The sequence below is a fragment of the Aurantiacibacter marinus genome (assembly GCF_001021555.1).
In the GTDB taxonomy this organism is placed as follows: domain Bacteria; phylum Pseudomonadota; class Alphaproteobacteria; order Sphingomonadales; family Sphingomonadaceae; genus Alteraurantiacibacter; species Alteraurantiacibacter marinus.
On the sequence record NZ_LDCP01000001.1, the window covers coordinates 418,972 to 442,483 of the forward strand.

Annotated in this window: 29 protein-coding genes; 15 read left to right on the forward strand and 14 right to left on the reverse strand. The window is 58.0% G+C overall.

Features of this window, described 5'->3' with window-relative positions:
* Positions 1-45: 45 nt before the first annotated feature.
* The gene (locus AB731_RS02045) at positions 46-381 is read left to right on the forward strand and encodes a hypothetical protein (protein WP_047092620.1); all 336 of its coding nucleotides are present in this window, start codon (positions 46-48) and stop codon (positions 379-381) included.
* Here AB731_RS02045 and AB731_RS02050 read toward each other — a convergent pair.
* Positions 378-1,322: an L-threonylcarbamoyladenylate synthase gene (locus AB731_RS02050; RefSeq protein ID WP_047092619.1), complete on the reverse strand. Its 945-nt coding sequence runs from the start codon at positions 1,320-1,322 to the stop codon at positions 378-380. The genes AB731_RS02045 and AB731_RS02050 overlap by 4 nt on opposite strands.
* A gap of 26 nt (positions 1,323-1,348) precedes the next feature.
* Between AB731_RS02050 and AB731_RS02055 the strand changes: the two genes are divergently transcribed.
* The gene (locus AB731_RS02055; protein WP_047092618.1) at positions 1,349-2,173 is read left to right on the forward strand and encodes a DUF815 domain-containing protein; all 825 of its coding nucleotides are present in this window, start codon (positions 1,349-1,351) and stop codon (positions 2,171-2,173) included.
* Between the two features lie 22 nt (positions 2,174-2,195).
* On the opposite strand, the gene AB731_RS02060 is transcribed toward AB731_RS02055, so the two are convergent.
* A complete protein-coding gene (locus AB731_RS02060) occupies positions 2,196-3,659 on the reverse strand; it encodes a PQQ-dependent sugar dehydrogenase (RefSeq protein WP_047092617.1) in 1,464 nt (487 codons plus the stop codon).
* Positions 3,660-3,730: 71 nt separating this feature from the next.
* On the opposite strand from AB731_RS02060, the gene AB731_RS02065 reads away from it, so the two are divergent.
* Both AB731_RS02065 and AB731_RS02070 read left to right on the forward strand, forming a co-directional pair.
* Entirely contained in the window at positions 3,731-4,210 is a 480-nt protein-coding gene (locus tag AB731_RS02065; RefSeq protein WP_047092616.1) for a GAF domain-containing protein, read from the forward strand.
* 134 nt (positions 4,211-4,344) lie between these two features.
* Positions 4,345-5,268 carry a glycine zipper 2TM domain-containing protein gene (locus tag AB731_RS02070; protein ID WP_156167327.1) on the forward strand — a complete coding sequence of 308 codons (924 nt, stop codon included), beginning with the start codon at positions 4,345-4,347 and terminating at the stop codon, positions 5,266-5,268.
* A 75-nt stretch (positions 5,269-5,343) separates the two neighbouring features.
* Here AB731_RS02070 and AB731_RS02075 read toward each other — a convergent pair whose 3' ends face one another.
* From AB731_RS02075 to AB731_RS02100, 6 genes are all read right to left on the reverse strand, one after another.
* On the reverse strand, positions 5,344-6,330 hold the full coding sequence (locus AB731_RS02075; protein WP_047092614.1) for a ParB/RepB/Spo0J family partition protein: 987 nt from the start codon (positions 6,328-6,330) through the stop codon (positions 5,344-5,346).
* The gene (locus tag AB731_RS02080; protein ID WP_047092613.1) at positions 6,327-7,103 is read right to left on the reverse strand and encodes a ParA family protein; all 777 of its coding nucleotides are present in this window, start codon (positions 7,101-7,103) and stop codon (positions 6,327-6,329) included. The genes AB731_RS02075 and AB731_RS02080 overlap by 4 nt, the downstream gene beginning before the upstream one ends.
* The gene (gene rsmG, locus AB731_RS02085; protein WP_047092612.1) at positions 7,100-7,726 is read right to left on the reverse strand and encodes a 16S rRNA (guanine(527)-N(7))-methyltransferase RsmG; all 627 of its coding nucleotides are present in this window, start codon (positions 7,724-7,726) and stop codon (positions 7,100-7,102) included. The genes AB731_RS02080 and rsmG overlap by 4 nt, the downstream gene beginning before the upstream one ends.
* Positions 7,723-9,576, reverse strand: a complete 1,854-nt coding sequence (gene mnmG / locus AB731_RS02090) for a tRNA uridine-5-carboxymethylaminomethyl(34) synthesis enzyme MnmG (RefSeq protein WP_047092611.1) — start codon at positions 9,574-9,576, stop codon at positions 7,723-7,725. Before mnmG ends, rsmG begins: the two co-directional genes overlap by 4 nt.
* A gap of 76 nt (positions 9,577-9,652) precedes the next feature.
* On the reverse strand, positions 9,653-10,930 hold the full coding sequence (gene mnmE / locus AB731_RS02095; RefSeq protein ID WP_047093150.1) for a tRNA uridine-5-carboxymethylaminomethyl(34) synthesis GTPase MnmE: 1,278 nt from the start codon (positions 10,928-10,930) through the stop codon (positions 9,653-9,655).
* Positions 10,931-10,937: 7 nt separating this feature from the next.
* On the reverse strand, positions 10,938-11,207 hold the full coding sequence (locus tag AB731_RS02100; RefSeq protein WP_047092610.1) for a DUF6489 family protein: 270 nt from the start codon (positions 11,205-11,207) through the stop codon (positions 10,938-10,940).
* A gap of 70 nt (positions 11,208-11,277) precedes the next feature.
* On the opposite strand from AB731_RS02100, the gene AB731_RS02105 reads away from it, so the two are divergent.
* Positions 11,278-11,976 (forward strand): dienelactone hydrolase family protein, encoded by a 699-nt coding sequence (locus AB731_RS02105; protein WP_047092609.1) that lies wholly within the window; start codon positions 11,278-11,280, stop codon positions 11,974-11,976.
* Here the strand turns inward: AB731_RS02105 and AB731_RS02110 are convergent.
* The 4 genes from AB731_RS02110 to hemE form a co-directional block, all read right to left on the reverse strand.
* On the reverse strand, positions 11,973-12,362 hold the full coding sequence (locus AB731_RS02110) for a BLUF domain-containing protein (RefSeq protein WP_052768900.1): 390 nt from the start codon (positions 12,360-12,362) through the stop codon (positions 11,973-11,975). The two genes, AB731_RS02105 and AB731_RS02110, sit on opposite strands and share 4 nt — an antisense overlap.
* 194 nt (positions 12,363-12,556) lie before the next feature.
* Positions 12,557-13,813: a transcription termination factor Rho gene (gene rho / locus AB731_RS02115; protein WP_047092608.1), complete on the reverse strand. Its 1,257-nt coding sequence runs from the start codon at positions 13,811-13,813 to the stop codon at positions 12,557-12,559.
* Positions 13,814-14,003: 190 nt separating this feature from the next.
* Positions 14,004-14,447 carry a protoporphyrinogen oxidase HemJ gene (gene hemJ / locus AB731_RS02120; protein WP_047092607.1) on the reverse strand — a complete coding sequence of 148 codons (444 nt, stop codon included), beginning with the start codon at positions 14,445-14,447 and terminating at the stop codon, positions 14,004-14,006.
* A 52-nt stretch (positions 14,448-14,499) separates the two neighbouring features.
* Positions 14,500-15,516 (reverse strand): uroporphyrinogen decarboxylase, encoded by a 1,017-nt coding sequence (hemE, locus tag AB731_RS02125; RefSeq protein WP_047092606.1) that lies wholly within the window; start codon positions 15,514-15,516, stop codon positions 14,500-14,502.
* 301 nt (positions 15,517-15,817) lie between these two features.
* On the opposite strand from hemE, the gene AB731_RS02130 reads away from it, so the two are divergent.
* The 10 genes from AB731_RS02130 (at position 15,818) to AB731_RS02175 (ending at position 22,332) form a co-directional block, all read left to right on the forward strand.
* Positions 15,818-16,663 (forward strand): pyruvate, water dikinase regulatory protein, encoded by an 846-nt coding sequence (locus AB731_RS02130; RefSeq protein ID WP_047092605.1) that lies wholly within the window; start codon positions 15,818-15,820, stop codon positions 16,661-16,663.
* Between the two features lie 10 nt (positions 16,664-16,673).
* Positions 16,674-17,252: a Maf family protein gene (locus tag AB731_RS02135; RefSeq protein ID WP_047092604.1), complete on the forward strand. Its 579-nt coding sequence runs from the start codon at positions 16,674-16,676 to the stop codon at positions 17,250-17,252.
* A complete protein-coding gene (gene aroE, locus AB731_RS02140) occupies positions 17,249-18,109 on the forward strand; it encodes a shikimate dehydrogenase (RefSeq protein ID WP_047092603.1) in 861 nt (286 codons plus the stop codon). Before AB731_RS02135 ends, aroE begins: the two co-directional genes overlap by 4 nt.
* Positions 18,106-18,723, forward strand: a complete 618-nt coding sequence (coaE, locus tag AB731_RS02145) for a dephospho-CoA kinase (protein WP_047092602.1) — start codon at positions 18,106-18,108, stop codon at positions 18,721-18,723. The genes aroE and coaE overlap by 4 nt, the downstream gene beginning before the upstream one ends.
* Before the next feature lie 23 nt (positions 18,724-18,746).
* Complete coding sequence (gene dnaQ, locus AB731_RS02150; RefSeq protein ID WP_047092601.1) at positions 18,747-19,433, forward strand: DNA polymerase III subunit epsilon; 687 nt, start codon at positions 18,747-18,749, stop codon at positions 19,431-19,433.
* Between the two features lie 56 nt (positions 19,434-19,489).
* Positions 19,490-20,059 carry a ribosome hibernation-promoting factor, HPF/YfiA family gene (gene hpf / locus AB731_RS02155; RefSeq protein ID WP_047092600.1) on the forward strand — a complete coding sequence of 190 codons (570 nt, stop codon included), beginning with the start codon at positions 19,490-19,492 and terminating at the stop codon, positions 20,057-20,059.
* A gap of 119 nt (positions 20,060-20,178) precedes the next feature.
* The gene (locus tag AB731_RS02160; RefSeq protein ID WP_047093148.1) at positions 20,179-20,640 is read left to right on the forward strand and encodes a PTS sugar transporter subunit IIA; all 462 of its coding nucleotides are present in this window, start codon (positions 20,179-20,181) and stop codon (positions 20,638-20,640) included.
* Between the two features lie 16 nt (positions 20,641-20,656).
* Positions 20,657-21,112, forward strand: a complete 456-nt coding sequence (locus AB731_RS02165) for a PaaI family thioesterase (protein WP_047093147.1) — start codon at positions 20,657-20,659, stop codon at positions 21,110-21,112.
* 4 nt (positions 21,113-21,116) lie between these two features.
* Positions 21,117-21,458: a DUF1491 family protein gene (locus AB731_RS02170; RefSeq protein ID WP_047093146.1), complete on the forward strand. Its 342-nt coding sequence runs from the start codon at positions 21,117-21,119 to the stop codon at positions 21,456-21,458.
* 208 nt (positions 21,459-21,666) lie between these two features.
* On the forward strand, positions 21,667-22,332 hold the full coding sequence (locus AB731_RS02175; protein WP_047092599.1) for a cell wall hydrolase: 666 nt from the start codon (positions 21,667-21,669) through the stop codon (positions 22,330-22,332).
* A gap of 43 nt (positions 22,333-22,375) precedes the next feature.
* Here AB731_RS02175 and xth read toward each other — a convergent pair whose 3' ends face one another.
* Positions 22,376-23,149, reverse strand: a complete 774-nt coding sequence (gene xth / locus AB731_RS02180) for an exodeoxyribonuclease III (RefSeq protein ID WP_047092598.1) — start codon at positions 23,147-23,149, stop codon at positions 22,376-22,378.
* A 9-nt stretch (positions 23,150-23,158) separates the two neighbouring features.
* Complete coding sequence (locus AB731_RS02185; protein WP_047092597.1) at positions 23,159-23,485, reverse strand: HesB/IscA family protein; 327 nt, start codon at positions 23,483-23,485, stop codon at positions 23,159-23,161.
* Positions 23,486-23,512: the final 27 nt, after the last annotated feature.

The following is a 23,512-nucleotide window of genomic DNA, read 5'->3' on the forward strand; positions in this document are numbered from 1 at the left end:
GGCGGAGAGAATCCGTCAGCCGTTTTGTATTCCGGAGGCCTCGCAATGCAGCGTGCGGTCCTGCTCTTTGCACCCTTTTCCGCGCTTGGCGTGGGTGGCTGCGTGGCGGGCACTCTGGTTGATGTCGCGGCCGCGCCTGTCCGCGCAGCGGGACAGGTCGCAGATTGGGCAACTACAAGTCAGGACGAGTCTGACCGAGCGCGCGGACGCGAAATTCGCCAGCGGGAGGAGCGTTTAGGCGAATTGCAGCGTGACTACGCCGAGCTGGAAGATCGATGCCTTGCGGGAGATGACCACGCGTGTCAGCAAGCTGTGATCATCCGGCGTGAAATGAACGAGATTATCCCGACAATCCCTGTTGAAAGAGAACGCGGCGATTAACCCGCAGCCGCGCGCCGCAGACGGTCATTAATAGCGCGGCCCATGCCATATTCAGGAACGGGGGCGACGGAGATTTCATCATGCGGGGAGCGAGCAGCCAAGTGCAGGCACTCGTACAGACGCGCCGCTGCCTCTGCCAGATCGCCCTTTGCTGACAGGTTTGTATCACCTGCAATATCGCCAAAACCGATCATGAAATTTCCCTCAGCACATTCAGCCACGCCCAAATGAAGCGGCTTCCCCGGAGAATAATGGCGTTCGAGCTGCCCAGGAGCCTCTACAAGCGCAGCGCCGCGCGCATCGTCTTCGGGGCCAAGCAATACGGTAAGCTCTTCTGCGCTCACCGGGCCGGGCCGCAGCAATTGCCAACCGCCATTCTGCCTGAGTGCAACAATCGTGGATTCAAGCCCGGCTTCGCACCGACCGCCATCCAGCACTGGCGGCGCATCATTTCCGAGAGAAGCCAGCACATGGTCCGGCTGCGTCGGACTGATGCCGTAACTGCGATTCGCCGATGGCGCCGCCAGTGGCAGGCCAAGTGTATCAAGCACCTTGGCTGCCATGGGATGAGCTGGCTGACGCAGCGCGATGGTGGGCAATCCTGCCGTAACCGCTGGCGCGATGCCTGATCCGGTGCGGGCAGGAAGCACCAGCGTCAGCGGACCGGGCCAAAACCGTTCCGCCAGCGATTGCGCGCGCGGGTCAAATTCCGCCAGTTTCCGCGCCATCGCGATCGAGGCAACATGCACAATAAGCGGGTTGAATTCGGGCCGCCCCTTGGCGCGATAAATCCGCGCGACAGCCGCCGCACTGTCAGCCCTTGCCGCCAGACCATAAACCGTTTCCGTCGGCAGGGCGACAAGGCAGCCGGAACGCAGGATTTGCGCGGCCTCCGCGATGCCCGCTTCGCCGTGGAGGATGGTCTGCGTATTGCTGCTCATAGAATGCGCCTATAGGGAAAGCAGCCATGGAAAACCAAGCCGAACTGCTGGGGCGCATCGCTGCGGCGCTGGAAAAGATGACAGCCACGGGCAGCGTAAACACCGATTGGCTGGGCGCGCCGGCTTATATCTGGGATAGGTCCGCCGCGCGGTCGGTGTCCGGGATAGAAGCCCCCTCGCTCCGTCTCTTGCGCGGGATCGACCGGCAGAAGCGCACGCTGACCGAAAACATGATCCGTCTGGCAAACGGCGTGGCAGCGCATGACATGCTCTTGTGGGGTGCGCGCGGGATGGGAAAATCAGCCCTGCTGCGGTCAGCCGTGGCGCAGGCCCAATCCGATGGCGGAAATATCGCTCTGGTACAGGTCGCCCCCGAATCGGTGCCGAACTTGCCCCTCTTATTTGCGCAGCTTGCCGGGATCCCGCGAAACTTCCTCGTCTTCCTAGACGATTTAGGCTTTTCGGACGGCGATGACGCGACACCCCGCCATTTGCGCAGCTGGCTGGATGGCGGGGTCGAAGCGCGGCCCTGCAATGTAAGGCTGGCAGTCACTTCGAACCGGCGCGCTATCCTTTCCCGGCATGCCAGCGAACAGGACGACCCGATCAATCCACGCGACAGTGTGGACGATAATCTGGCACTCGCAGACCGCTTCGGGCTGGCACTTGGCTTTCACAATGCCAGTCAGAGCGATTATCTTGATATTGTGCACGGCTATGCCGACGAATACGGGCTGGAACTGAACGAGGCAGAGGCACTCGAATGGGCCAGGCGGCGCGGCGCGCGTTCGGGCCGAATCGCGTGGCACTTCATCACTGAACTCGCTGGCCGGGCAGGCATACAGCTTTAATCGGCCACGCGCAGGTTCCGGTTTACATGATGTCTTCGGGCGAGATCGCCCCTTCTTCGAAGGCACGTCTTGGATCGCCCCGCAATTCGCGGAGCGGCGGCAGCCTTTCGCCGCTGTTGCGCTGGATCGCTGCGGTCCCCTCGGCATTTGGTGCAGTAACGCGCCAGATGATGTTTCCGGTATCGTCGCTGACCAGCAGGGCTCCCGTCCGGTCCCATTCGACCCATGTCGGGCGGCCGTAGGTTTTATTGTCACTGGTCAGGAAAGTTTGCAGCACCTGCCGGGGCTCACCCACAGGATTGCCGCGCTCGTCAAATTCAACGAACACAACGTCATAACCTGCGGGCGGATAGCGATTCCATGATCCGTGCCGGGCGATAAATGCGCCGTGCCCGAAACCGCTGCCCATTGTGCTGCCTTCTTCCGTGAAGACCAAGCCCAGCGCAGCGGCATGCGCCCCAAGGGCATATTGAGGGGTGCGTGTATATTCGGTGAGGAAGCGCGGCATCGGTGCCTCCACCCGCTCGTCGATCACATCGTTGAAATAGACCCACGGCCAGCCGTAATGGACGCCGATAGGCACGTTGGACATATAATCCGGCACCAGATCACTGCCGAGCATGTCGCGCTCGTTCACTGTGGTCCACAACTCTCCGGTCCACGGGTTGAAAGCCATGCCGTTGGGATTGCGCATGCCAGCGCCGAAAATACGCGTATTGCCGCTTGCCAGATTGATCTCGTGAATAGCAGCGCGCCCCTCCTCGATCTCCATTCCGCCTTCACCAATGTTCGACGCCGATCCAACAGCGACAAACAGTCGCGTACCGTCTGCGGACAGGATGATATTGCGCATCCAGTGATTCCCGGCGGCCGGAAGATCGGCAATAATCTCCGGAGTCCCAGTCACGGAGTTGCTGCCCAGTTCATAATCGAAGCGCAGCACCGCATCATGGTTGGCAATGTACAGATTGCCGTCGGTCCATGCGATACCCGAAGGCGAATCGAGATTGTCTTCGCGCAGGATATGGCGTTCTTCAGCCACACCATCTTCATTGGCATCGCGCAGCAAAATCAATTGGTTGGGAGATGCATCACCCGCACCCGCTTTGCTGAAAAGCAATCCGGCCACGAAATTGGTAAGCCAGCCGCCTGCCAGCTCCCGCTCCGGCGCATTGGTCTGGGTTACCAGCACATCGCCATTGGGGAGTGTGTAAATCACACGCGGATGGTCCAGCCCTTCTGCAAACCGGTTGACGACCAGACCTTCACCGGGCGTTGGTGCGCCTTCATCACCCCAGCCAATTGGCTTCGCGATGGCAACAGTCGGGACAAGCTGCTTGTCCGGTTCTGCCAGAACCGGATCTGTCCCGGTGGTATCTTCAAAGGCATATTGTGCTTCGTCGGGCCGGGTGAGAAACCAGATTGCGATCCCGGCAACAACGAGCAGGGCCAGCAGGGCGATAAGAATCTTCTTGAGAATGCGCATGTCGTCTGGATAAGCGAGCCTGAAGGCCGCCGCAATGGATTTGCCTTTGCCCCTGCGTTAGAGACCCTGCCATGTATGACTTCTCACCTGCTCCAGGGGCCAGCAAGCCCGAGATTTACGCCGCTTTGCTGGAGGCTGCGGATGCGTTGACCAATGGGGAGCCGGATGGGGTTGCCAACATGGCCAACGTCGCCGCTCTGCTGGGTGAATTTCTGCCGGACTGCAACTGGACCGGCTTTTATCGCATGGTCGAAGGCGAATTGGTGCTGGGGCCGTTTATCGGGCGGCCAGCCTGCATCCGTATACCTATAGGCGTTGGCGTTTGCGGCGCGGCAGCCAAGGGTGAAACACAGTTGGTTGAAGACGTGCATGCGTTCCCGGGCCACATCGCCTGCGACGCGCTCAGCAGGTCTGAACTCGTGGTGCCTGTAATCCGTGATGGACAGGTTATCGCGGTAATCGACCTCGACAGTCCCGAACTCGCGCGTTTCGACGAAGAAGATCGCGCCGGAATCGAAGCGCTCGCTGCGGTGCTCGGCGAGCGCATCTGAGGCCTCACCCGTAGCCACGCATTGCCCCGTATCGGGACAGCAATGAGCGCCCTATTGGTTTTCCGCGACTTTCGAAGGTAAATATGGAGTTAATTGGGCTGTGCGCCCTTCTCCATGTGAGGGAAACTACCGCGATGTCGAGCCGCTCTATCCTACTTCTTGCCAGTGCCGCCGCGCTCGGCACTTCCGTTCCCGCCCTTGCCCAGAATGATCACCATGACGGGCATCACGGCGAAGCGCATCATGGCCAGATGGAACAGATCGATGGCCGCTATGATGGCGCTTGGGAGGGCGAATGGAGCGGTGAAGATACCTGGCGCGGAGAATGGACCGGCACCTATACTGATGCCCAAGGCCACACTATCGATGCCACGTATCACGGCGTCTTTACGGGCGACCATCACTTCGTAAGTGAAGAGGGCCACTCGCTATCGCATGACGGGCACGGATGGCGCGAGCATCACGGACGTCATGGTTTGCATGATGGGGCACATGGCCGCGGCAACGGCCCACGTTTCGCGTATACTGCTGCAGAGCGTGACCAGTGGCTTACCGATTGCCAATATCTGATGGCAGACGGTGGCGGCTATGAAGACCGCCGGGATCGCAATGGTCGCTTGATTGGTGGATTGCTGGGCGCAGTGGTTGGCGGCGTTGCGGGCAATCGGATTGCGGGCGGCGACCGCTTGCTCGGCACGGTGGCCGGTGCTGGCCTGGGGGGCCTTGCCGGCGCCGCAATCGGTTCTGTGCTGGATGGTGACGGTGATGGCGAATTGAGCCGCAATGAACTTTGGGCCACGCGTTACTGCGATGCATATCTGCGCCGCCATGAACTTGGCGGCGGTGAATTCGGCTATGGCCAGCAAATCAGGTTAGTGCCGGTGGCCACACATTCACAGGGACGCCATGGCCATCGTCACAACGAAGATTGCCAGACTTGCCGCGAAGTCGTGACCGAGGAATGGATCGAAATCGAACGCCCTGCACCTCGCCCGCGTCCTCGCCCTACTCCGCGCCCTGCTCCGCGTCCTGAAGGCAAATTGACCCCGCTAAGCTGAATCAGCGCGCCGTGTGGCCAATAACGAAAACTTGCGCCGCGCAACTTCTTGCGCAGTGCAACTCATTCGCGCAAATCAGATACCGCCGCCTGTAAGGCGCTGACAAATAAGGTCTAATTGATCGAGAGTGCGGAAACGCACAGTGACCGCACCTGACCGCGGATCTTCGTCTGTAGCGATTTTCACGGGCAGGCCGAGAAACTCCTCCAGATGATTCTCTACTGCTGCAATATCGGCATCCTGGGCAGGGTCACGTGGAGGACGTGCGGTTCGGCGTGCAGGTGTTTCGCCACCATTGCGACTCTTGCGGGCCAGTTTTTCGGTTTCACGCACCGACAGATTCTTGGCAAGGATCTGCTCGGCCAGTTGCTCGGCATCATCCAGCCCGATGAGCGCGCGCCCATGGCCCATGCTAAGGCGGCCCGCCTCCAGATGATCGAGCACACGGGTCGGAAGCGACAGGATACGCTGCAGGTTCGCGACATGGCTTCGTGACTTTTCAACCAGCGTTGCAATCTCAGCCTGGGTCATATCCTCGAACTCGGACAGACGTTGATAGGCCCGCGCTTCTTCAACTGGGCTGAGATCTTCGCGCTGGATATTCTCGATGAGCGCCAGCGCCATAACATCACGATCTTCAAGATCACGAATTACCGCTGGAATTTCATGCAATTGCGCCTTCTGCGAGGCGCGCCAGCGGCGCTCTCCCGCCACCAACTGATACTTTCCGCGCGCCTGAGGGCGGACGATAACGGGCTGGATCACACCCCTGCTCGCAATCGAAGCCGCCAGTTCCGCAAGCGCTTCTTCGTCGAAATGTTGGCGCGGCTGATCGGGATGCGGTTCGATGTCTGAAATGGCTAGCATCGCAAGACCATCGGTTCGGACAGTATCTTGCCCTTTGGCGCCACCAGAGCTTGAAAGAGGGCGCCGGGCGACCAGCGGTTCTTCACGCCGTGCCTCACCCATCAAAGCTCCCAGACCCTTGCCCAATTTACGTCGATTCGACGCAATCGGCGGCGTTGGCGCGCTTTCCGGCTTGGCGGAGCTCTTCTCGCTCATGCCGCCACCTGCTGTGCCGGCAGCCTGCCGATCAGCTCTCTTGCGAGCGCCATATAGGCTTTGCTGCCAGTGCAGGAGTGATCGTAAACCAGCGCGGGAAGACCATGGCTGGGTGCTTCGGATAGGCGCACATTGCGCGGAATCACGGCATCAAACACAAGGTCTCCCAAACATTCACGCACATCATCGGCTACCTGGTCCGTCAAGCGGTTACGGCGATCGAACATGGTCAGGGCAACCCCGACAATACCCAGATCGGGGTTGAAGCGCTGTTGCACCTGCTCAACTGTCTGCAAAAGCTGGCTGAGGCCCTCCAACGCAAAAAATTCGCATTGCAGCGGCACAAGCAAGGTGTCAGCGGCGCAAAGCGCATTGAGCGTCAGCAAGCCCAGAGAAGGCGGACAATCGATAAAGCAGACATCATGCCCCTTGTGATCGGCGAAGGCATCGCGCAACCGGTGCGAGCGATTTTCAACGCCGACCAATTCCACCTCGGCCCCGCTCAAATCCACCGTGGCAGGCAAAAGATCTAGCCCAGGGATTGTGGAGCGCATAATGCAATGATCAAGCGCAACCTGATCAACCAGCACATCGTAGCTTGAAAAATCGCGATTCGCTGCGGCAACGCCTATGCCGGTGGAAGCATTACCCTGCGGGTCGAGATCCACCAACAATGTACGCCAACCGCTCGCTGCCATGGCCGTTGCGGTGTTGATGGCAGTGGTGGTTTTGCCCACCCCGCCCTTCTGATTGGCTATCGCGATAACGATCATTTCAGTGCTGGCCTCCCTGTGCCGACAAGTATACCCGCCTCGGAATCCGTAATAGATTGTTCCACGTGGAACATCGCGCGAATCCGTTCGGGCTGCTCTGCCAATTCTTGCGCCCCCGAACGCCCTTTCGGCAACAGCCAAACGGTAGAGCGTGTGGAAAACCGCGCGGATAACTGCAGCAATTTAGCGAGCGGTGCGAAAGCACGCGCTGTGATAACAGCTGTTTCCATCGTTTCCACAAGTTCGAGCCGACCGCCGTGAACCATGCAATTGTTCAAATTTAATTCGGCCTTGATGTGACTAAGCCATTCCACTCGCTTGCGCCGTGATTCGACGAGATCAATGTGTACGTCAGGCCGTGCGATGGCCAACACCAGCCCGGGAAGCCCTGCCCCTGAACCCAGATCAAGCCAAGGCGATGTTTCACGTGGAACATGGTCAAGAAGCTGAAGGCTGTCAGCAAGGTGCCGCTGCCAGACCGATTGCAAGCTTCCCGAAGAAACGAGATTTTGCCGCTCATTCTCTTCTGCGAGGAGGGTGATAAAGCGATCCAGTCGCTCCATCGCAGGTGGATCACAGCGTTCGGCGCAAAAGGCTCTGGCTTGTTCTTCGGTTTCAATCATGCTGCGCGATTACGGCGTTTCGCATGGACCAGCAATGCCGCAAGTGCAGTTGGAGTAATCCCCCGCACGCGGCCAGCCGCAGCCAAATTGCTTGGGCGCGCCGCGCTCAGGCGCTCCACCATCTCATTGGATAGCCCCGGCACCTCAGCGTAGGGAAAGCTTTCGCCGAGTGTTAGCCCTTCTCCGCTACGCAGATCTCGCAATTCGGCATCCTGACGAGCGAGATAGGGCGCATAGGTCGCATCTTCAGTCAATTCGTCAGCCATCTCACTTCCGGGATCACACTCAAGCGGTAACCAGGGTTTTAGCGAGCCAAGATTTACATCGGGTAGCGTCAACCACTCACGCAAGCTCTTGCGGCCACCATCGCGCCTTACCTGCAGCCCGCCATCATGCAGTTCGGTCGCAGCAACCTGCCTTTCGAGCGCGGCGTTCCACGTGGAGCCCTCGTCAATGCGCTGACCAAACCATTGCGCGCGGTCAGGGGCAACGCAGCCCACTTCGATGGCAATCGGTGTCAGGCGGGTAGAAGCGTTGTTTGCGCGCAGGCGCAAACGGTATTCTGCCCTTGCCGTCAGCATCCTGTAGGGTTCACTCACACCGTGAAGGGTGAGATCATCGACCATAACGGCCATATAGGAATTCGCCCGGTCTAGAGCCGGAGGCGCTCGGTCCAGCGCGACGCATGCAGCATTCATGCCGGCAATCAGTCCCTGCGCAGCGGCTTCTTCATATCCCGTTGTGCCATTGATTTGGCCTGCACAATAAAGGCCCGGCATTGCCTTAAGCTGCAAATCGGCAGAGAGCGCACGCGGATCTATATGGTCATACTCGACCGCATAGCCCGGCACCTCCATCACAACATGCTCTAGCCCGTCCATCGTGCGCAGCATCGCAAGTTGGACATCCACCGGTAATGATGTGCTGATGCCGTTGGGATAGACCAGATGTGTGTCGAGGCCCTCTGGCTCCAGGAATACCTGGTGCCCATCACGGTCCGCAAAGCGATGGATTTTGTCCTCAATCGAAGGGCAATAACGCGGTCCTGCCGCACCAATTGCCCCGCTGAACAATGGGGAGCGATCAAGATTATCAGCAATGATAGCGTGAGAAGCCGGATTGGTGCGCGTGATCGCACAGAATATCTGCGGGTTCGCACGCCCTTTGGTCAGCGGTGACATTGTCCACGGATCGTCATCTGATGGCTGTTCAGCCAGGGCCGCCCAATCAATCGTACGCCCATCGAGCCTGGGCGGTGTTCCGGTTTTCAGACGTGCCAGTGGCAGATCGGCATGGCGTAATTGCTCCGCCAACAGCTTGGCTGAATCTTCTCCGATCCTCCCACCCTCGAAGCGCTCCTCACCGCGGAATAGCGTCCCACCAAGGAATGTGCCGGTGCACAGTACCACTGACTTGCCGTGAACTTCACCCCCGTCACCCAGACGCACGCCAGTCACACGGTCGCCAGAGAAGATCAGTTCAGAAGCCTCGCCTTCTATCACGGTAAGACATGAAAGGTGGGAAAGCATCGCCTGCACGCTCGAGCGAAACAAATTTCTGTCTGCCTGGACACGCGGTCCATGGACAGCGCTGCCCTTGGATCTGTTGAGCATCCTGTAGTGGATGGCCGCGGCATCGGCAGCACGACCGAGCAAGCCATCAAAGGCATCCACTTCACGAACCAAATGGCCCTTGCCCAAGCCGCCGATTGCTGGATTGCAGCTCATCGCGCCCAGTTTGGCTGTATCAAAAGTTATGAGCGCTGTGCGCGCTCCCATGCGGGCGGCAACAGCTGCACCTTCACAACCCGCGTGCCCTCCTCCCACAACAATGACATCGAATTGCGCCATGGTCCGCCCGATACTGCTCTAATGCGCCCCGGTCAAAGCCGTAACGGCGATTGGTGCATGTTCCACGTGAAACATTTTACTTACCGATGCAGAACCGGCCAAACAGCGCGTCCAGAACGTCCTCGGTCGAGGCACGCCCGGTAAGGGCATCAAATGCAAGCCGGGCCTGGCGCAGCCTCTCTGCAACGAGAAGTGGATCGCCTTCATGTGCGGCACCTGCCAGCCCCGAGACGGCTTCAGCCAGCCGATCTCTCTGCCGCGCATTAAGTGCGGCAACACCCGGCATCGGCATCGCGTGGCGGGCATGGTCGATAAGAGCTTGGCGGAGCTCTGCCAGCCCTTCTCCCGTCAGAGCGGAAACACTGTGCTGCGAAAGCGGCTTTGCAGGCCGATCCTCACGATCACACTGGGCATCGATTTCCCAACAATCTGCAGGGCCTTCACCCGAGGCACCAAGCCACAATACAAGGTCAGCGCGAGCGATTTCATCCCCTGCTCGCGCAATTCCGATTGCCTCAATCTGATCGACACCGGGCGTGCGCAGGCCCGCCATATCAACTAAGGTAAAAGGGATACCCCCAAGCGCAACGGATTGCGTAAGCACATCACGCGTAGTCCCGGCCAACTCCGCCGTAATGGCGGCCTCACTATCTGTAAGAGCGTTGAACAAGGTCGATTTGCCTGCATTGGGAGGGCCGGCGAGCGCAACACGGTACCCTTCGCGCAGCACTTCGGCATGGGGGGCCTCAAGGGCCGAAGTGACCTCCTCCAATAATGTGTTCACTCCGGCGGAGAAACTCTCCGGCAGTGAAGAAACATCATCCTCATCATCGAAATCAAGGACGGCCTCAACTTGGGCGGAAAAGATCAGCAATTGCTCTCGCCAGGCCTCAACTTGACGTGACAGGGCACCACTTGCCATCTGAACCGCACTGCGCCGCTGAATCTCGGTCTCCGCGGATAGAAGATCAGCCAACCCCTCCGCCTCGGCAAGGTCGATTCGGCCGTTTGCAAAAGCCCGGCGGGTAAATTCCCCGGGCTCCGCGCGGCGGCACTCCGGGACAGCGCCAAGCGCCTGTTCTACAGCGGCAATAACAGCGCGACCACCATGGCAATGAAACTCTGCCAAATCCTCGCCCGTTACCGAGTTCGGCCCAGCAAAAAACAGGGTCAAACCATCATCAAGCCGGTCGCCAGCATTATTTCTGAAGATCGCCCGCGTCGCTCTTCGCGTCTCCGGAACCCGGCCCGTCACTGCCAGTAAGGCTGCACGAACTTGCGGCCCGGTAATCCTGATAACACCGATTCCCGCAGGCGGCATACCGCTGGAAAGTGCGAAAATCGTTTCCATAATCAGTGCTTTAGTCGTCCGAGGACTTGTTTCGCGTTGGCCGGGAGCCGGACACGCCCTTGTTCGCACTTTCCATGAAATTCTGGAACATCTTCATGCCCATCTGCCCCATTGGAGCAAGCTGGGCCGCATATTGTTCAAGCTGATCGGCGCTGGAAACACCTTTCATCGCCTTGGCGATTGCATCGACATAGATGGCGTTAGCCTGTTCTACATCCGGCAGACCCATGAATTGGCGCGCCTCGTCAGGAGTGCAGTCGATTTCGATATGAACCTTCATCTTGCGGACACCTTTTCTGCTTTGCTGCGTAGGTAAACCACACAGTATCACATCTGCCTGAGAGACCTATATGACCGAGACAGTCCGCATTACCACCCTTTCCGGCGATGGCGCCTTCAATGCTTATATCGCGCGGCCAGTTGGGCAACCGAAGTCGGCTATCATCGTGATTCAGGAAATCTTCGGAGTGAACGCCGGGATCCGGCGCAAATGCGATAGACTGGCTGAAGCTGGCTATCTCGCGATCGCACCAGATTTGTTTTGGCGAATGCATGAGGGTGTTGAACTTGATCCCGATATCGAACCTGAATTTCAGAAGGCGCTCGATCTCATGGGGAAATTCAATCAGGATGCCGGTATTCGCGACATTGAGGCGACCATCAAATATGCCCGCGATCTTACGCAAACGGGCAAGGTTGGCGCTGTTGGCTACTGTTTGGGCGGAAGGCTCGCCTACATGACTGCCGCCCGGACCGACATAGATGCCAGCGTTGGCTATTACGCCGTGGGGTTGGACAGCCTGCTACGCGAGAAGGACGCGATCGCGCACCCCCTGATGCTCCATATCCCCACTAAGGACGGATTTGTTGGCCCGGAAGTTCAGAAGGCCATGCATGATGCGCTTGATCCTGACCCGAAGGTAACGCTGCATGACTACGCTGGCCTGGACCACGGATTTGCAACCGAATTCGGCAAACGGCGGAGCGAAGATGCGGCCAATCTGGCAGACAGCCGGACTGCCGAATTCTTTGCAGAGAATCTTGCCTAGTTAAGCGACGCGAAGTTCATCACCATTCGGTGCAAATCGTGGCTCAGGCTTGCTGGAAGACGCTGGGACAAGCGCACCTGACGCTCTTTTGGAGATTCAGCGAGCCGCAAATGCTCCATTGACCAGTCAGGGCAAATACGGCCGCGGACGTTTTCATGCGCTAGCCTTACGATGCCGGTATGGCGTACGTCGACTGAAAGCTTGCGTAACAAAGCGGTAAGATGTGCGTCTTCGCCTTCAAGCAATTGCATGAAATTACGCCCGTTATACAACAGGAACCCGGTGATTTCATGCTGCGGATTGTTGCGCTGCGACTGTTTCAAGATGGATTTGACAGCATCGTCTGACAGATTGGGCGCGGTGCTGATGTAGAGTACCTGATGCATGGTCGGCGCCTCTCAACTTGCCGTTCATTTGTGAAGAATCGACCAGCCTCATATCGCGATTCCTGATGCGCGCAAGAGGTACGCTGCAATCTTAGTTTCAAAATCAATCTATGTTAATCAGATGCTTAATGCGAAGATTTGCTGTCGAAAAGGCCATCCGCAAAGGCCAGCAGCCTCGCGGATGGCATTTCTCGTTACTGGTTCATCGTTGCAAAGAAATCTTCGTTCGTCTTGGAATCCTTCATCTTGTCGAGCAGGAATTCCATTGAATCGATAGTGCCCATTTGCATCAGGATGCGGCGCAGGACCCACATCTTGCTGAGCTGTTCCTTGTCGACCAGCAGCTCTTCCTTGCGGGTGCCGGATTTGCCGACATCCAGGGCCGGGAAGATCCGCTTGTCCGCGACCTTGCGGTCCAGAACGATCTCGCTGTTACCGGTGCCTTTGAACTCTTCGAAGATGACTTCATCCATACGGCTGCCTGTATCGATTAGCGCGGTTGCGATGATGGACAGCGATCCGCCCTCTTCGATGTTACGTGCGGCACCGAAGAAACGCTTCGGGCGTTGCAGTGCGTTCGCATCGACACCGCCGGTCAGCACCTTACCAGAGCTTGGGACAACGGTGTTGTAAGCGCGGCCAAGGCGAGTGATAGAATCGAGCAAAATCACGACATCGCGCTTGTGTTCGACCAGGCGTTTCGCCTTTTCAATCACCATTTCAGCGACTTGAACGTGGCGTGTCGCAGGTTCATCGAAGGTTGAGGATATCACCTCCCCTTTCACGCTCCGCTGCATGTCGGTGACTTCTTCCGGCCGTTCGTCGACCAGAAGCACCAACAGAATCACTTCAGGGTGATTGTCCGTGATGGCCTTGGCCATATTCTGCAGCAGCACTGTCTTACCCGTGCGCGGCGGCGCCACGATGAGCGCGCGCTGGCCCTTGCCCTGCGGGCTGATCAGATCGATTACACGCGCCGACTTGTCGAGGACAGTCGGGTCCTTGGTGTCGAGATTCAGTCGTTCGTCCGGGTAAAGCGGCGTCAGATTGTCAAAATTGGTACGGTGGCGAACGGCATCGGGATCGTCGTAATTGACCTTGAGCAGCTTGGTCAGCGCAAAGTAACGCTCGCCGTCCTTGGGTGCGCGGATTTCACCTTCCACGGTATCGCCTGTCCGCAGGCCCATCTTGCGGACCTGATTGGGTGAGACGTAAATATCGTCCGGCCCGGCGAGATAGTTCGCTTCCGGACTACGGAGGAAGCCAAAGCCGTCCTGCAGCACTTCGATCGTACCGATGCCGAGGATTTCCTCGCCATCGTCCGCAACCTCTTTCAGGATTGCGAACATCAGATCCTGTCGGCGCATGGTCGAGGCGCCTTCGACGCCCAGCTCTTCAGCCATCGAGACCAGCTCTGCCGGAGTCCGCTCTTTCAATTCTTTCAAATGCATTGTGTTTGTATTCCGTTTTAACTGGGATGCCGGCGGGCCATTTGGGCTTGGAGAAAGCAGACCCGTCGCTATTGATCGCGACCTTATGCCGGGTGTGTGAGCCGCAATATGGGCAATGCCTGTTGCGGTCAATTCTGGAAATATGGTGCGCGCCTAAAGTTTTTGCAAACCAGGATCAGCCGGGTCGGCGTCAGAAGGGCTTTACGACCACCAGTATAACGATGATTGCCACGGCAATTCCAGGCACTTCATTGAACAGACGCAGCTGCTTGCCTGTCATTGGCCGTTCTCCGCGTGCCAGTTTCTTGGCGTAAACGGAAAGATAGCCGTGATAGCCTGAAAGGATCAGTACAATCAGCAGTTTGAGATGGAACCAGCCGCCTAGCGGAACCATTCCCGTGCCTAACAGCGCCAGCCCGAGTGCCCACACGACAATAATCGATGGCAGCAGGATGATCTTGAGCAGCTTCTTTTCGCGATCGACGAATTTTTCTGCTTCTTCCGAGCCTTCGGGAGCTTCCTGATGATAAACAAACAGGCGCGGCAGCATGAACAACCCCGCCATCCAGAAGATCACGAAGATGATATGGCCAGCTTTGAGCCAGAAATAGATCATTTGGAGAAATTCCTGCATCGCCGGTGTTTAGGGCAGCAGCATGACCGCGTCACCCCCGAAGAATTGCGCATCAACCGCGCAAGACCTTCAACAGGTGTTCGACGTGGGCAATCGGCGTATTCTTGTCGATACCATGACCCAGATTGAAAACATGCGGCCGATCAGCGAAAGCATCACAAATCTGCCCAACCTGTGCATCAAGCTCCTTCCCGCCTGCCAGTAGGAGCATCGGATCAAGATTGCCCTGCACAGGCATGCCAGAAGGCAGCTGAGAGGCTATCCATACCGGATCCGTCGTCTCATCAATGCCAACGGCATCCACGCCGGTCTCCCTGGCATAAGCAGGCAGCTTTGATTCAGCGCCCTTCGGAAAGCCAATCACAGGTATGCCCGGCCGTGCTTCATGAATGGCCGCAGCAATCCGGGCATTGGGAGCAATGACCCAGCGTTCAAACTGAGATGGACTGAGTGAACCTGCCCAGCTGTCGAACAATTGCACCGCTTCCGCGCCTGCATCAATCTGGCCGATAAGATATTCGAGGCTCGCGGCCTCGATCGCATCGACCAGCGACTGGAATGCTTCTGGATCGCGCCACGCCAGGGCCCGTGCTGCCCCTTGATCCTTCGACCCCTGCCCTGCAACCATGTAGGTCGCCACCGTCCACGGAGAACCGATGAAGCCCAGCATTGTCACATCGTTCGAAAGCTGGGCTTTGGTCAGTTCAACCGTACGGTAAACCGGATCGAAATGGTGAAACGCTTTTTCCAGCTTTTGCCAGGCACCGTCGATCAGTGGCGGTGCAAGTCGCGGGCCTTCGCCAGCTTCGAACCACAGATCCATCCCGAGGGCATGGGGAACAATCAGGATATCGGAAAACAGGATCGCGCCATCAAAACCGAACCGGCGGATGGGCTGCAGCGTAACCTCCGATGCAGCTTCGCTATCGTAAACAAGCTCCAGAAAGCCGCCCTTTTCGCTCCGCAATTCACGATATTCCGGAAGGTAACGTCCAGCCTGACGCATCAGCCATACTGGCCGCTGCTCCGTTCGTGTTCCGCGCAAATTTTCGAGAAGAGGTCCGGGCATTAAGAGAGAGTCCAATCCAATATAATAATTATATTTATAGAAATGATGTTGTTTATGGGCCTGTGGATTACGGGGACACCGGTGGATCACCCGAGTTATGCCGCTCAAACCTGATGATGCAAGGGCTTCGACTCGTTGGTTGCCCGCGTCAAGCGATCCTTCTCCACGCTACCCACAGCTTCGCAAAATAAACATGCATCGGGGTATTTCCCTGCTCACGAATCAGCTGTCAGCGGGGACAGAATTTCATCCCTGACTTGTCCGCCTTTCTCTCCCGTGGTTTATACGCCTATCTATCCACATGGCGCGACTTCACCTTCATCTGCTGTCGGACTCGACCGGCGAAACTCTCGAAATGATCGCCAAGGCGGCGCTCGCACAGTTCGAGGATAGCGATGTCGTGCGCCATTTTTGGCCCATGGTCCGTTCCCGCCAGCATCTTGATCGCATCCTGAACGAGTTCAAGGCCAATCCAGGCCTTGTCCTCTATACACTGGTGAATGAAGATATTCGCGAGCGGCTGGAAGAACGGTGCCGTTCGCTCGGGCTCAAGCATGTTGATGCGCTTGATGCCATAACGGAAGCGTTGGAAGAGCGGCTGGGGCAGGAAGCCAAGGGTCGTCCAGGAAGACAGCACGCGATGGACGAGGCATATTTTGCGCGCGTCGATGCCATCCAGTTCACCATTGCCCATGACGACGGCATAGGATGGGACAATTGGGAGGAGGCAGATATCGTACTGGCAGGCGTGTCTCGTACGTCCAAAACGCCGACCAGCATCTATCTCGCCAATCGCGGTTATAAGGTCGCCAATATCCCGCTGGTGGTGGAAAGCCCGCCGCCAGATCACCTGTTCCGCCTTCAGCACCCCATGGTTGTCGGCCTGACCACTGCCCCAGCCCGGCTCGTGCAGATCCGCCGCAACAGATTGCTGTCACTCAACGAAAAAACAGAGACGGACTATGTCGATGGAGAGCGGGTCAAGACTGAAGTCGGCTTTGCGCGGCGCATGTTTGCCGACAATGGCTGGCCAGTGATCGACGTAACACGCCGCTCAATCGAAGAAACGGCTGCCGCGGTGATCCGGCTGCACCAGGAACGCGAAGGCCGCGATCGCTTGCCGCAAACCGGACCAAAACCAATATGACCGGCCCGCTATGATCGTTTTGGCGTCCAAGTCCTCATCGCGCCAGGCCATGCTGCGCGATGCGGGCGTTGCGTTCGAGGCGCGGCCCGCAAATCTCGATGAACGGGCGATCGAAGCGGCGATGCAAAGTGCGCCTCCGGCAGAGATTGCGCTAGCGCTTGCAGAGGCCAAGGCTCTGGCAGTTGCGGAGCCGGTGAAGCCCGTGCTCGGAAGCGATTCATTGGTGGTGGTCGATGGCCGCCGCTTTGATAAACCATCCAGCCACGCCGACGCGGTGGCACATTTGCGCTTTTTCTCGGGTAAGATCATGGAACTGCATTCGGCAGCTGCGCTTGCAAGGAATGGGGCGGTGGTCTGGAGCCACACCGCAGTAGCCCGGTTGCATATCCGCAATCTTTCGGATGATTTCATTGCCGGATATCTCGACCGTGAATGGCCGGAGGTCAGTTACTGCGTTGGTGTATTCCGTATAGAGGCGCTGGGCGTGCAATTGTTCGACGCCATCGAAGGCGATCATTTTACTGTGCTGGGCATGCCCCTGCTGCCAGTGCTTGGAGCGCTTCGTGATCTGGGAGAGCTTCGGTCATGACCACACCTTACGCAGAAGTCATCGGCGACCCGATCGCGCAATCCAAATCGCCGGCAATTCACGGTTATTGGATCAAGAAACTTGGTCTGGATGCCGAATATCGCAAATGCCACGTCACACCGGAAGAACTGGAAGGCTACATCGCTTCCCGCCGCAATGATCCGGATTGGCGAGGTTGCAATATCACTATGCCGCACAAACAAGCGGTGATGCCTTTCCTCGATCGCCTCGAAATCGGGGCAGAGCTCGTCGGTGCCGTCAACACGGTTACGCGGCGACACAATGGCGCGCTGATCGGGACCAACACGGATGTAGGGGGCTTTCTGGAGCCGCTGGCAAATGCTCTGGCCCAGAAGCACTTTTTCCGCATGGCGCGCATTATCGGAACCGGCGGCGCGGCGCGCGCGGTTGTGGCCGGGCTGGCGGAAAATGGCTTCACACTGGTTCTTGCAGGCCGCAATCCGGAAAAGGCGCAGGCTTTGCTGGATGAAATTGATCCCGAGGGGGAACATCATGTCGCCCCGCTGGATCATTTTGCCGAACCAACCGATTTTACCTTCGACGACCGCGAGGGCTGCCTTGATCTGATCGTCAACGCCAGTCCGCTTGGCATGGAAGGCCAGCCGCCGCTTGCTCTTGATTTCAGCCACGTCCCGCCAGGCAGCGTGGTGTATGATATTGTGACGCATCCAGTAGATACGCCGCTGCTGCAGGCAGCCCGAGCAGCAGGTCTACGCACTATTGACGGCCTGACCATGTTGATCGGGCAGGCGGCCATCGCGTTCGAGCGTTTTTTTGGCCAGGCCCCACCGCGCGACGATGGTGACGCTGAATTGCGGCAGATCCTGACACCATGAACAAGCCGCCTGAAAAACGCCCGCTGATACTCGGCCTCACTGGCTCTATCGCCATGGGAAAAAGCACGGTTGCCGGCATGTTCGAAGCGCTGGGTGTACCGGTTTTCGACGCCGATCATGAAGTGCGCATGCTGCAGGGCCCTGGCGGCGCGTTGTTGCCGCAAATCGAGGCCGCGTTTCCCGGCTCGACAGGACCCGAAGGTGTCAACCGTGACAAACTTGGCGCTCTTGTGTTCGGCGACAGGGATGAACTCGCGAAGCTGGAAGTGATTGTTCACCCTGCCGTGGCCCAATCGCGCGAGACATTTCTATATCGCCACGCCAATTCGCCGCTGGTAGTCTTCGATATCCCTTTGCTGTTCGAAAAGGGCGGCGAAAAGGATGTAGACAAGATCGTCGTTGTTTCCGCGCCGCCAGAGGTACAGCGCGCGCGCGTTCTCAGACGAGAAGGCATGACAGAAGAAAAGTTCGCGCAAATACTCGCGCTGCAGTTGCCCGATGCGGCCAAGCGTGCCCGTGCGGATTTCGTAATCGATACCAGCGGCGTGATCGAGCAAACACAAAAGGCGGTGGAGGAGCTGGTCGAGCAGCTGTCCTCCGGCTTGCACGACTGACCCCCTTCAGGCGATAAGGCCATATGCGCGAAATTATCTTCGATACAGAAACAACCGGCCTAGATCCTGCCACCGGCGATCGCATGGTCGAAATCGGCTGTATCGAAATGGTCAACCGGGTCGTGACGGGCGAGAATTTTCACGCCTATTACAATCCCGAACGCGACATGCCGGCAGAGGCAGAGCGTGTGCACGGGCTTTCCGCCACATTCCTCAGCGACAAGCCACTGTTCCGGGACAGCGTTACGGAATTGCTCGCTTTTCTTGGCGATTCTCCTCTGGTTGCGCATAACGCGCAGTTCGACTTCGGTTTCCTCAACAGTGAACTTGCGGCTTGCGGACTGGCTTCGATCGGAGATGACCGGATGGTCGACACACTGGCCATTGCCCGGCGCCGCCATCCCGGCGCGAAGCACTCGCTTGATGCCTTGTGCTCGCGTTACGGGGTCGATCGCTCGCACCGTGTGTTGCATGGTGCACTGCTGGACGCGGAACTTCTGGCGCAGGTTTATGTCGAATTGACCGGCGGCCGGCAGATCGGTTTGCAGCTGGCAGTCGACAACAGTGGTGAAAATACGGTTGAAACGGCGGTTTTCCGGCCCAAGACTGGTGAATATCGTGCACCTCGCGCTCATGCCGCCAGCGCAGAGGAACTGGCACGGCACGCAGCTTTTCTGGAAACCTTGGACTCGCCCCTCTGGACCTCGTGAGGTAAGCTCACCACATAGAGTCGACCAATAACCAAAACAGCAAGGAGTTACCGCTCATGGATATTCGCGTGTCGGGCCATCAAGTCGATACCGGAGCAGCTTTGCAGGAACATGCTTCGGACCGTCTCAGCACCATCGTTGACAAGCATTTCAGCCGCGCAATATCATCCACGGTAACTTTCGGAAAAGCGCCTGCAAGCGCCTTTGCGGCAGACATTATCCTCCATGTAAATCACGGTCTTATCCTGAAAAGTCACGGACAGGCGCAAGATGCGCACGTCGCTTTTGATCAGGCGGCCGACAAGATCGAAAAGCAGTTGCGTCGTTACAAGCGGCGGCTGAAAGATCACCATGAGCAGGCCTCCCATGCCGCCCGGGAAGAAGATGCCGCCTACACTATTTTCGCCGGGGAAGAGCCCGATAGTGAAATGGATGCAAGCGCCGATGCGCCTCCGGTGATCGCCGAAACGCGCATCGACATTCCGGAAGTCAGCGTCTCTGATGCTGTCATGCTGCTCGATTTGCGGCACACCAATGCGCTGTTTTTCAAAAATGCTGGAAGTGGGCGGCATAATATGGTGTATCGCCGCGAAGACGGCTCGATCGGGTGGGTTGAACCATCCTGAGCGCTCCCAGCGACATAGGTTGGCATAGCTTAATAATTGGAATACCGATGTTTTCACCGGTCTGAGCCCTCTTATCGTAGAGCTGCAGGCTTCCAAGAAGACGTGATGTGACAAGAATGATGGACCTGAATTTTTCGCTGAAACCTGAATCTGTTGCTATTGTCAGCGCTGGGTCGAAGGATGAGATTCTTGGCAGTCTCGCGCAGATCTTCGGCTCCGCCTGGGAACTTGACCGCGACATGGTTCTGGAAAACCTCGACGAACGCGAAAAGCTGGGCAGCACCGGCTTTGGGCGCGGCGTGGCAATACCACATGCGCGCATTCCTGGTATCCGCCGCCCGATTGCTGCCATGTTGAAACTGGAAAAGCCTGTTTCGTTCGATGCCGCAGACGGCCTGCCGGTTGATCTGGTGATCGGACTGCTTTCGCCAGAAAACTGCGGTGCGGCCCATCTTCATGCGTTGGCCGCCTTGTCGCGGATGGTGCGTGATGAACGGATGCATGATGCCCTCAGCGATGCTCCCGATGCGGAAGCGCTGTACGGCATCATCACCAATGTGACGGACCGTGACGCTGCCTGAGGCCGTCAGCAGCCCTATGCCGGACAACGGCCAGGCTGCACATTTCCGCGCTCTGGAGCAGCTTTATGCTTCGGCCCCGATCAATTCCCTGTTTCACTCGGCGCTCGAAGTGACCGGTGCAGGCAGTGCGCGTATCACTTTCGAAGCGCAGGAGGCGCATTTCCATGCCGCTGGTGCGATTCACGGCACCATGTATTTCAAGATGCTTGATGATGCCGCCTTTTATGCGGCCAATTCACTGGTTTCCGATCGCTTTCTCCTGACGACAGGGTTTAACCTGCATTTCACCAAGCCGCTGCGCGGCGGAAAGGTGGTGGCCGAAGGCCGATGGATCAGCGGCAAGCGCCGTGTCTTCATTGCCGAGGCGCACCTTGTCGACGAAGACGGTGATGAGATCGGGCGCGGCACCGGCACCTTCATGCGGTCTCACATCGCGCTTTCAGGGCTCGATGGATACCGGCAACCAAGGTGATTCGATGGACGACAGACTCCCCGCCCATCTCGAAGTTTCCGGCCTGATCCGCGCAGTGCAGGCCCAGGGTGGCTTCGCGACAGTCATTGCGAAGGGTGAGCGCGATGCTGGCACATTGATCGTAATATGCTGCGAAAATGGTACAAAGTTGCGCGCATACGAAAGAATGCCGCAGTTGGACGGGACGCGTGATTGGGTGCTTTCCAAGTCACAAGACACTGAAAATCCACAGGAATTTGCCGAATATTTGGCGCGCAGACAGCGTCAGGACAGCGATCTCTGGATTCTGGAGCTGGACATCGCAAATGCGGAACGGTTCATCGGAATTGTGCACTGCAACAATTGACTTGAAAGCTCCCACGACTATCTGACCCCCAACTTTCCGGAAAGCGTAGGTTGTCAGGCACCGCAATGCGGCGGTGATCGGCAGCGCGCAGTCGGGGAGATATTCTGCAGGTTCCCTTTGGACGGGCAGCGGTAAAGGAGCGGCGCAAGAAAAAGCACCGCAACCGCAGACCTGCAAGAAGTCTCACCGCCGTGAGTTTACGGGATCAATGAAGATTACAACCAAACGTGCCGGGGCATTCGCCCTGGCAACATTGCTGTTCGCCGGCTCTTTCGCAGCCGCAGGCAGCGGTGCTATAGCCCAGGACCGGGCGGAGCTGAACGAAGCTCAAACGGTCCAGACCGAACTTCAGGCATCACAGAACGCCGCGCAGCCGCAAGTCAGGTTTGTCGCCAGCGAAGTGGTGCAGGACATCCCAGCAGAAACTGTGGTGGAAGAAGCCGAAGCGCCAAGCGCAGCATCCTTACGTGAACTGGTTCGCGCTATCGACACCGATGGCGAATTGCCGCGTGAGTTGATGTGCCTTGCACAGGCCGTCTATTTCGAATCGCGCGGTGAACCGCTAGATGGCCAGCTGGCCGTGGCGCGCGTTATCATCAACCGCGCAGACAGCCGGACTTTCCCGGACGATTATTGTTCCGTCGTCACCCAGCGTTCACAATTTTCCTTCGTGCGCGGAGGCAATATTCCGCAGCCCAATACCGGATCTGCCGCGTGGGACCGCGCCAAGGCAATTGCCCGCATCGCCCACCGTGATCTGTGGGAATCGCCTGTCGATGATTCGCTGTATTTCCATGCGAATTATGTCCGCCCGAGCTGGGCCCGCCGTATGACGATGCGCGCACAGATCGACAGCCACATCTTTTACCGGTGATCGTGCTGTGCGCTCGGCCCCGCTGGGCGAGCGCACATGCAACCTAATCCCTGATTTCGACCCAGACTGGGGCGTGATCGCTGGCCCTTTCACGGCCGCGGTGCTGTTTGTCGACGCCCGCAGCGATCAGCCGGTCGGCGCAATCGGGTGACAGCAGCATATGGTCGATACGGAAGCCGTGGTCACGCTGCCAGGCACCGGCCTGATAATCCCAATATGTCCACACGCCGCCGCGCGGATTGAGCGTGCCCAGCGCATCTGTCCAACCATCGTTGAGGATACGCGAATAGGCGGCACGCGATTCGGGCTGCATCAGCGCATCGTTGGCCATGGCGTTTACAGACCACACGTCGCGGTCTTCCGGGATGACATTGAAATCGCCCACCACCACAGCGGGAATTTCACGGTCCCGCAAATCAAGCAAGCGCGCCCGCAGCCGCTTCATCCATGCCAGCTTGTAATCGAACTTCGGCCCCGGCTGCGGATTGCCGTTGGGCAGGTATAGATTGATCACCCGTACGCCGCGAAAGGTGCATTCGATAAAACGCGCCTGCTCATCATCCGGATCGCCCGGCAAACCTTTGGAAGGGTCCTGCGCCGCCTCACCATCGGTCAGGATAGCGACACCGTTGAAGCTTTTTTGCCCGTGCCAGATGGCATGATAGCCGATGTCGGTAAATTCAGCTTCGGGAAAACCTTCGTCCTGCGTTTTGATTTCCTGCAGGCAGGCGACAGCAGGGCGGGTTTCCACCAGCCATTCTTTCAGGCGCGGCAGCCGCGCCTTGATACCGTTGATGTTGAAACTGGCGATCCGCATCAGCGGACCTTAGATGCCGAACGAAGAACCGCAACCACAACCAGCAGCAGCGTTCGGGTTTTCGACCCTGAATGCCGCGCCGCCCAGTGATTCAACAAAATCAACAGTGCTTCCGGCCACCAGATCTAGGCTGACAGGATCGACCACCAGCTTCACATCGCCGGTTTCACTGATCACATCCTCTGCCTCTGGCTCCCCCAAGTCGAATTTGTACTGGAAGCCGGAACAGCCACCGCCTTCGACAGAAAGCCGCAAAACAGCGGGCTTGCCCTGCTTTTCGGCGATTTTCGCAATACGCGTCGCTGCGGCGGGGCTTAGAGTGAGAGAATTGGCCATGACAGCAATGTAGGGTGCGGCGCGCGC

What these genes read in the sequence shown, in the direction of transcription:
- AB731_RS02045 (WP_047092620.1), top strand. Translation starts at nt 46, where the DNA reads ATGCAGCGTGCGGTCCTGCTCTTTGCACCCTTTTCCGCGCTTGGCGTG.
- AB731_RS02050 (WP_047092619.1), bottom strand. Translation starts at nt 1,322, where the DNA reads ATGAGCAGCAATACGCAGACCATCCTCCACGGCGAAGCGGGCATCGCG.
- AB731_RS02055 (WP_047092618.1), top strand. Translation starts at nt 1,349, where the DNA reads ATGGAAAACCAAGCCGAACTGCTGGGGCGCATCGCTGCGGCGCTGGAA.
- AB731_RS02060 (WP_047092617.1), bottom strand. Translation starts at nt 3,659, where the DNA reads ATGCGCATTCTCAAGAAGATTCTTATCGCCCTGCTGGCCCTGCTCGTT.
- AB731_RS02065 (WP_047092616.1), top strand. Translation starts at nt 3,731, where the DNA reads ATGTATGACTTCTCACCTGCTCCAGGGGCCAGCAAGCCCGAGATTTAC.
- AB731_RS02070 (WP_156167327.1), top strand. Translation starts at nt 4,345, where the DNA reads ATGTCGAGCCGCTCTATCCTACTTCTTGCCAGTGCCGCCGCGCTCGGC.
- AB731_RS02075 (WP_047092614.1), bottom strand. Translation starts at nt 6,330, where the DNA reads ATGAGCGAGAAGAGCTCCGCCAAGCCGGAAAGCGCGCCAACGCCGCCG.
- AB731_RS02080 (WP_047092613.1), bottom strand. Translation starts at nt 7,103, where the DNA reads ATGATCGTTATCGCGATAGCCAATCAGAAGGGCGGGGTGGGCAAAACC.
- rsmG (WP_047092612.1), bottom strand. Translation starts at nt 7,726, where the DNA reads ATGATTGAAACCGAAGAACAAGCCAGAGCCTTTTGCGCCGAACGCTGT.
- mnmG (WP_047092611.1), bottom strand. Translation starts at nt 9,576, where the DNA reads ATGGCGCAATTCGATGTCATTGTTGTGGGAGGAGGGCACGCGGGTTGT.
- AB731_RS02100 (WP_047092610.1), bottom strand. Translation starts at nt 11,207, where the DNA reads ATGAAGGTTCATATCGAAATCGACTGCACTCCTGACGAGGCGCGCCAA.
- AB731_RS02105 (WP_047092609.1), top strand. Translation starts at nt 11,278, where the DNA reads ATGACCGAGACAGTCCGCATTACCACCCTTTCCGGCGATGGCGCCTTC.
- AB731_RS02110 (WP_052768900.1), bottom strand. Translation starts at nt 12,362, where the DNA reads ATGCATCAGGTACTCTACATCAGCACCGCGCCCAATCTGTCAGACGAT.
- rho (WP_047092608.1), bottom strand. Translation starts at nt 13,813, where the DNA reads ATGCATTTGAAAGAATTGAAAGAGCGGACTCCGGCAGAGCTGGTCTCG.
- hemJ (WP_047092607.1), bottom strand. Translation starts at nt 14,447, where the DNA reads ATGCAGGAATTTCTCCAAATGATCTATTTCTGGCTCAAAGCTGGCCAT.
- hemE (WP_047092606.1), bottom strand. Translation starts at nt 15,516, where the DNA reads ATGCCCGGACCTCTTCTCGAAAATTTGCGCGGAACACGAACGGAGCAG.
- AB731_RS02130 (WP_047092605.1), top strand. Translation starts at nt 15,818, where the DNA reads ATGGCGCGACTTCACCTTCATCTGCTGTCGGACTCGACCGGCGAAACT.
- AB731_RS02135 (WP_047092604.1), top strand. Translation starts at nt 16,674, where the DNA reads ATGATCGTTTTGGCGTCCAAGTCCTCATCGCGCCAGGCCATGCTGCGC.
- aroE (WP_047092603.1), top strand. Translation starts at nt 17,249, where the DNA reads ATGACCACACCTTACGCAGAAGTCATCGGCGACCCGATCGCGCAATCC.
- coaE (WP_047092602.1), top strand. Translation starts at nt 18,106, where the DNA reads ATGAACAAGCCGCCTGAAAAACGCCCGCTGATACTCGGCCTCACTGGC.
- dnaQ (WP_047092601.1), top strand. Translation starts at nt 18,747, where the DNA reads ATGCGCGAAATTATCTTCGATACAGAAACAACCGGCCTAGATCCTGCC.
- hpf (WP_047092600.1), top strand. Translation starts at nt 19,490, where the DNA reads ATGGATATTCGCGTGTCGGGCCATCAAGTCGATACCGGAGCAGCTTTG.
- AB731_RS02160 (WP_047093148.1), top strand. Translation starts at nt 20,179, where the DNA reads ATGGACCTGAATTTTTCGCTGAAACCTGAATCTGTTGCTATTGTCAGC.
- AB731_RS02165 (WP_047093147.1), top strand. Translation starts at nt 20,657, where the DNA reads ATGCCGGACAACGGCCAGGCTGCACATTTCCGCGCTCTGGAGCAGCTT.
- AB731_RS02170 (WP_047093146.1), top strand. Translation starts at nt 21,117, where the DNA reads ATGGACGACAGACTCCCCGCCCATCTCGAAGTTTCCGGCCTGATCCGC.
- AB731_RS02175 (WP_047092599.1), top strand. Translation starts at nt 21,667, where the DNA reads ATGAAGATTACAACCAAACGTGCCGGGGCATTCGCCCTGGCAACATTG.
- xth (WP_047092598.1), bottom strand. Translation starts at nt 23,149, where the DNA reads ATGCGGATCGCCAGTTTCAACATCAACGGTATCAAGGCGCGGCTGCCG.
- AB731_RS02185 (WP_047092597.1), bottom strand. Translation starts at nt 23,485, where the DNA reads ATGGCCAATTCTCTCACTCTAAGCCCCGCCGCAGCGACGCGTATTGCG.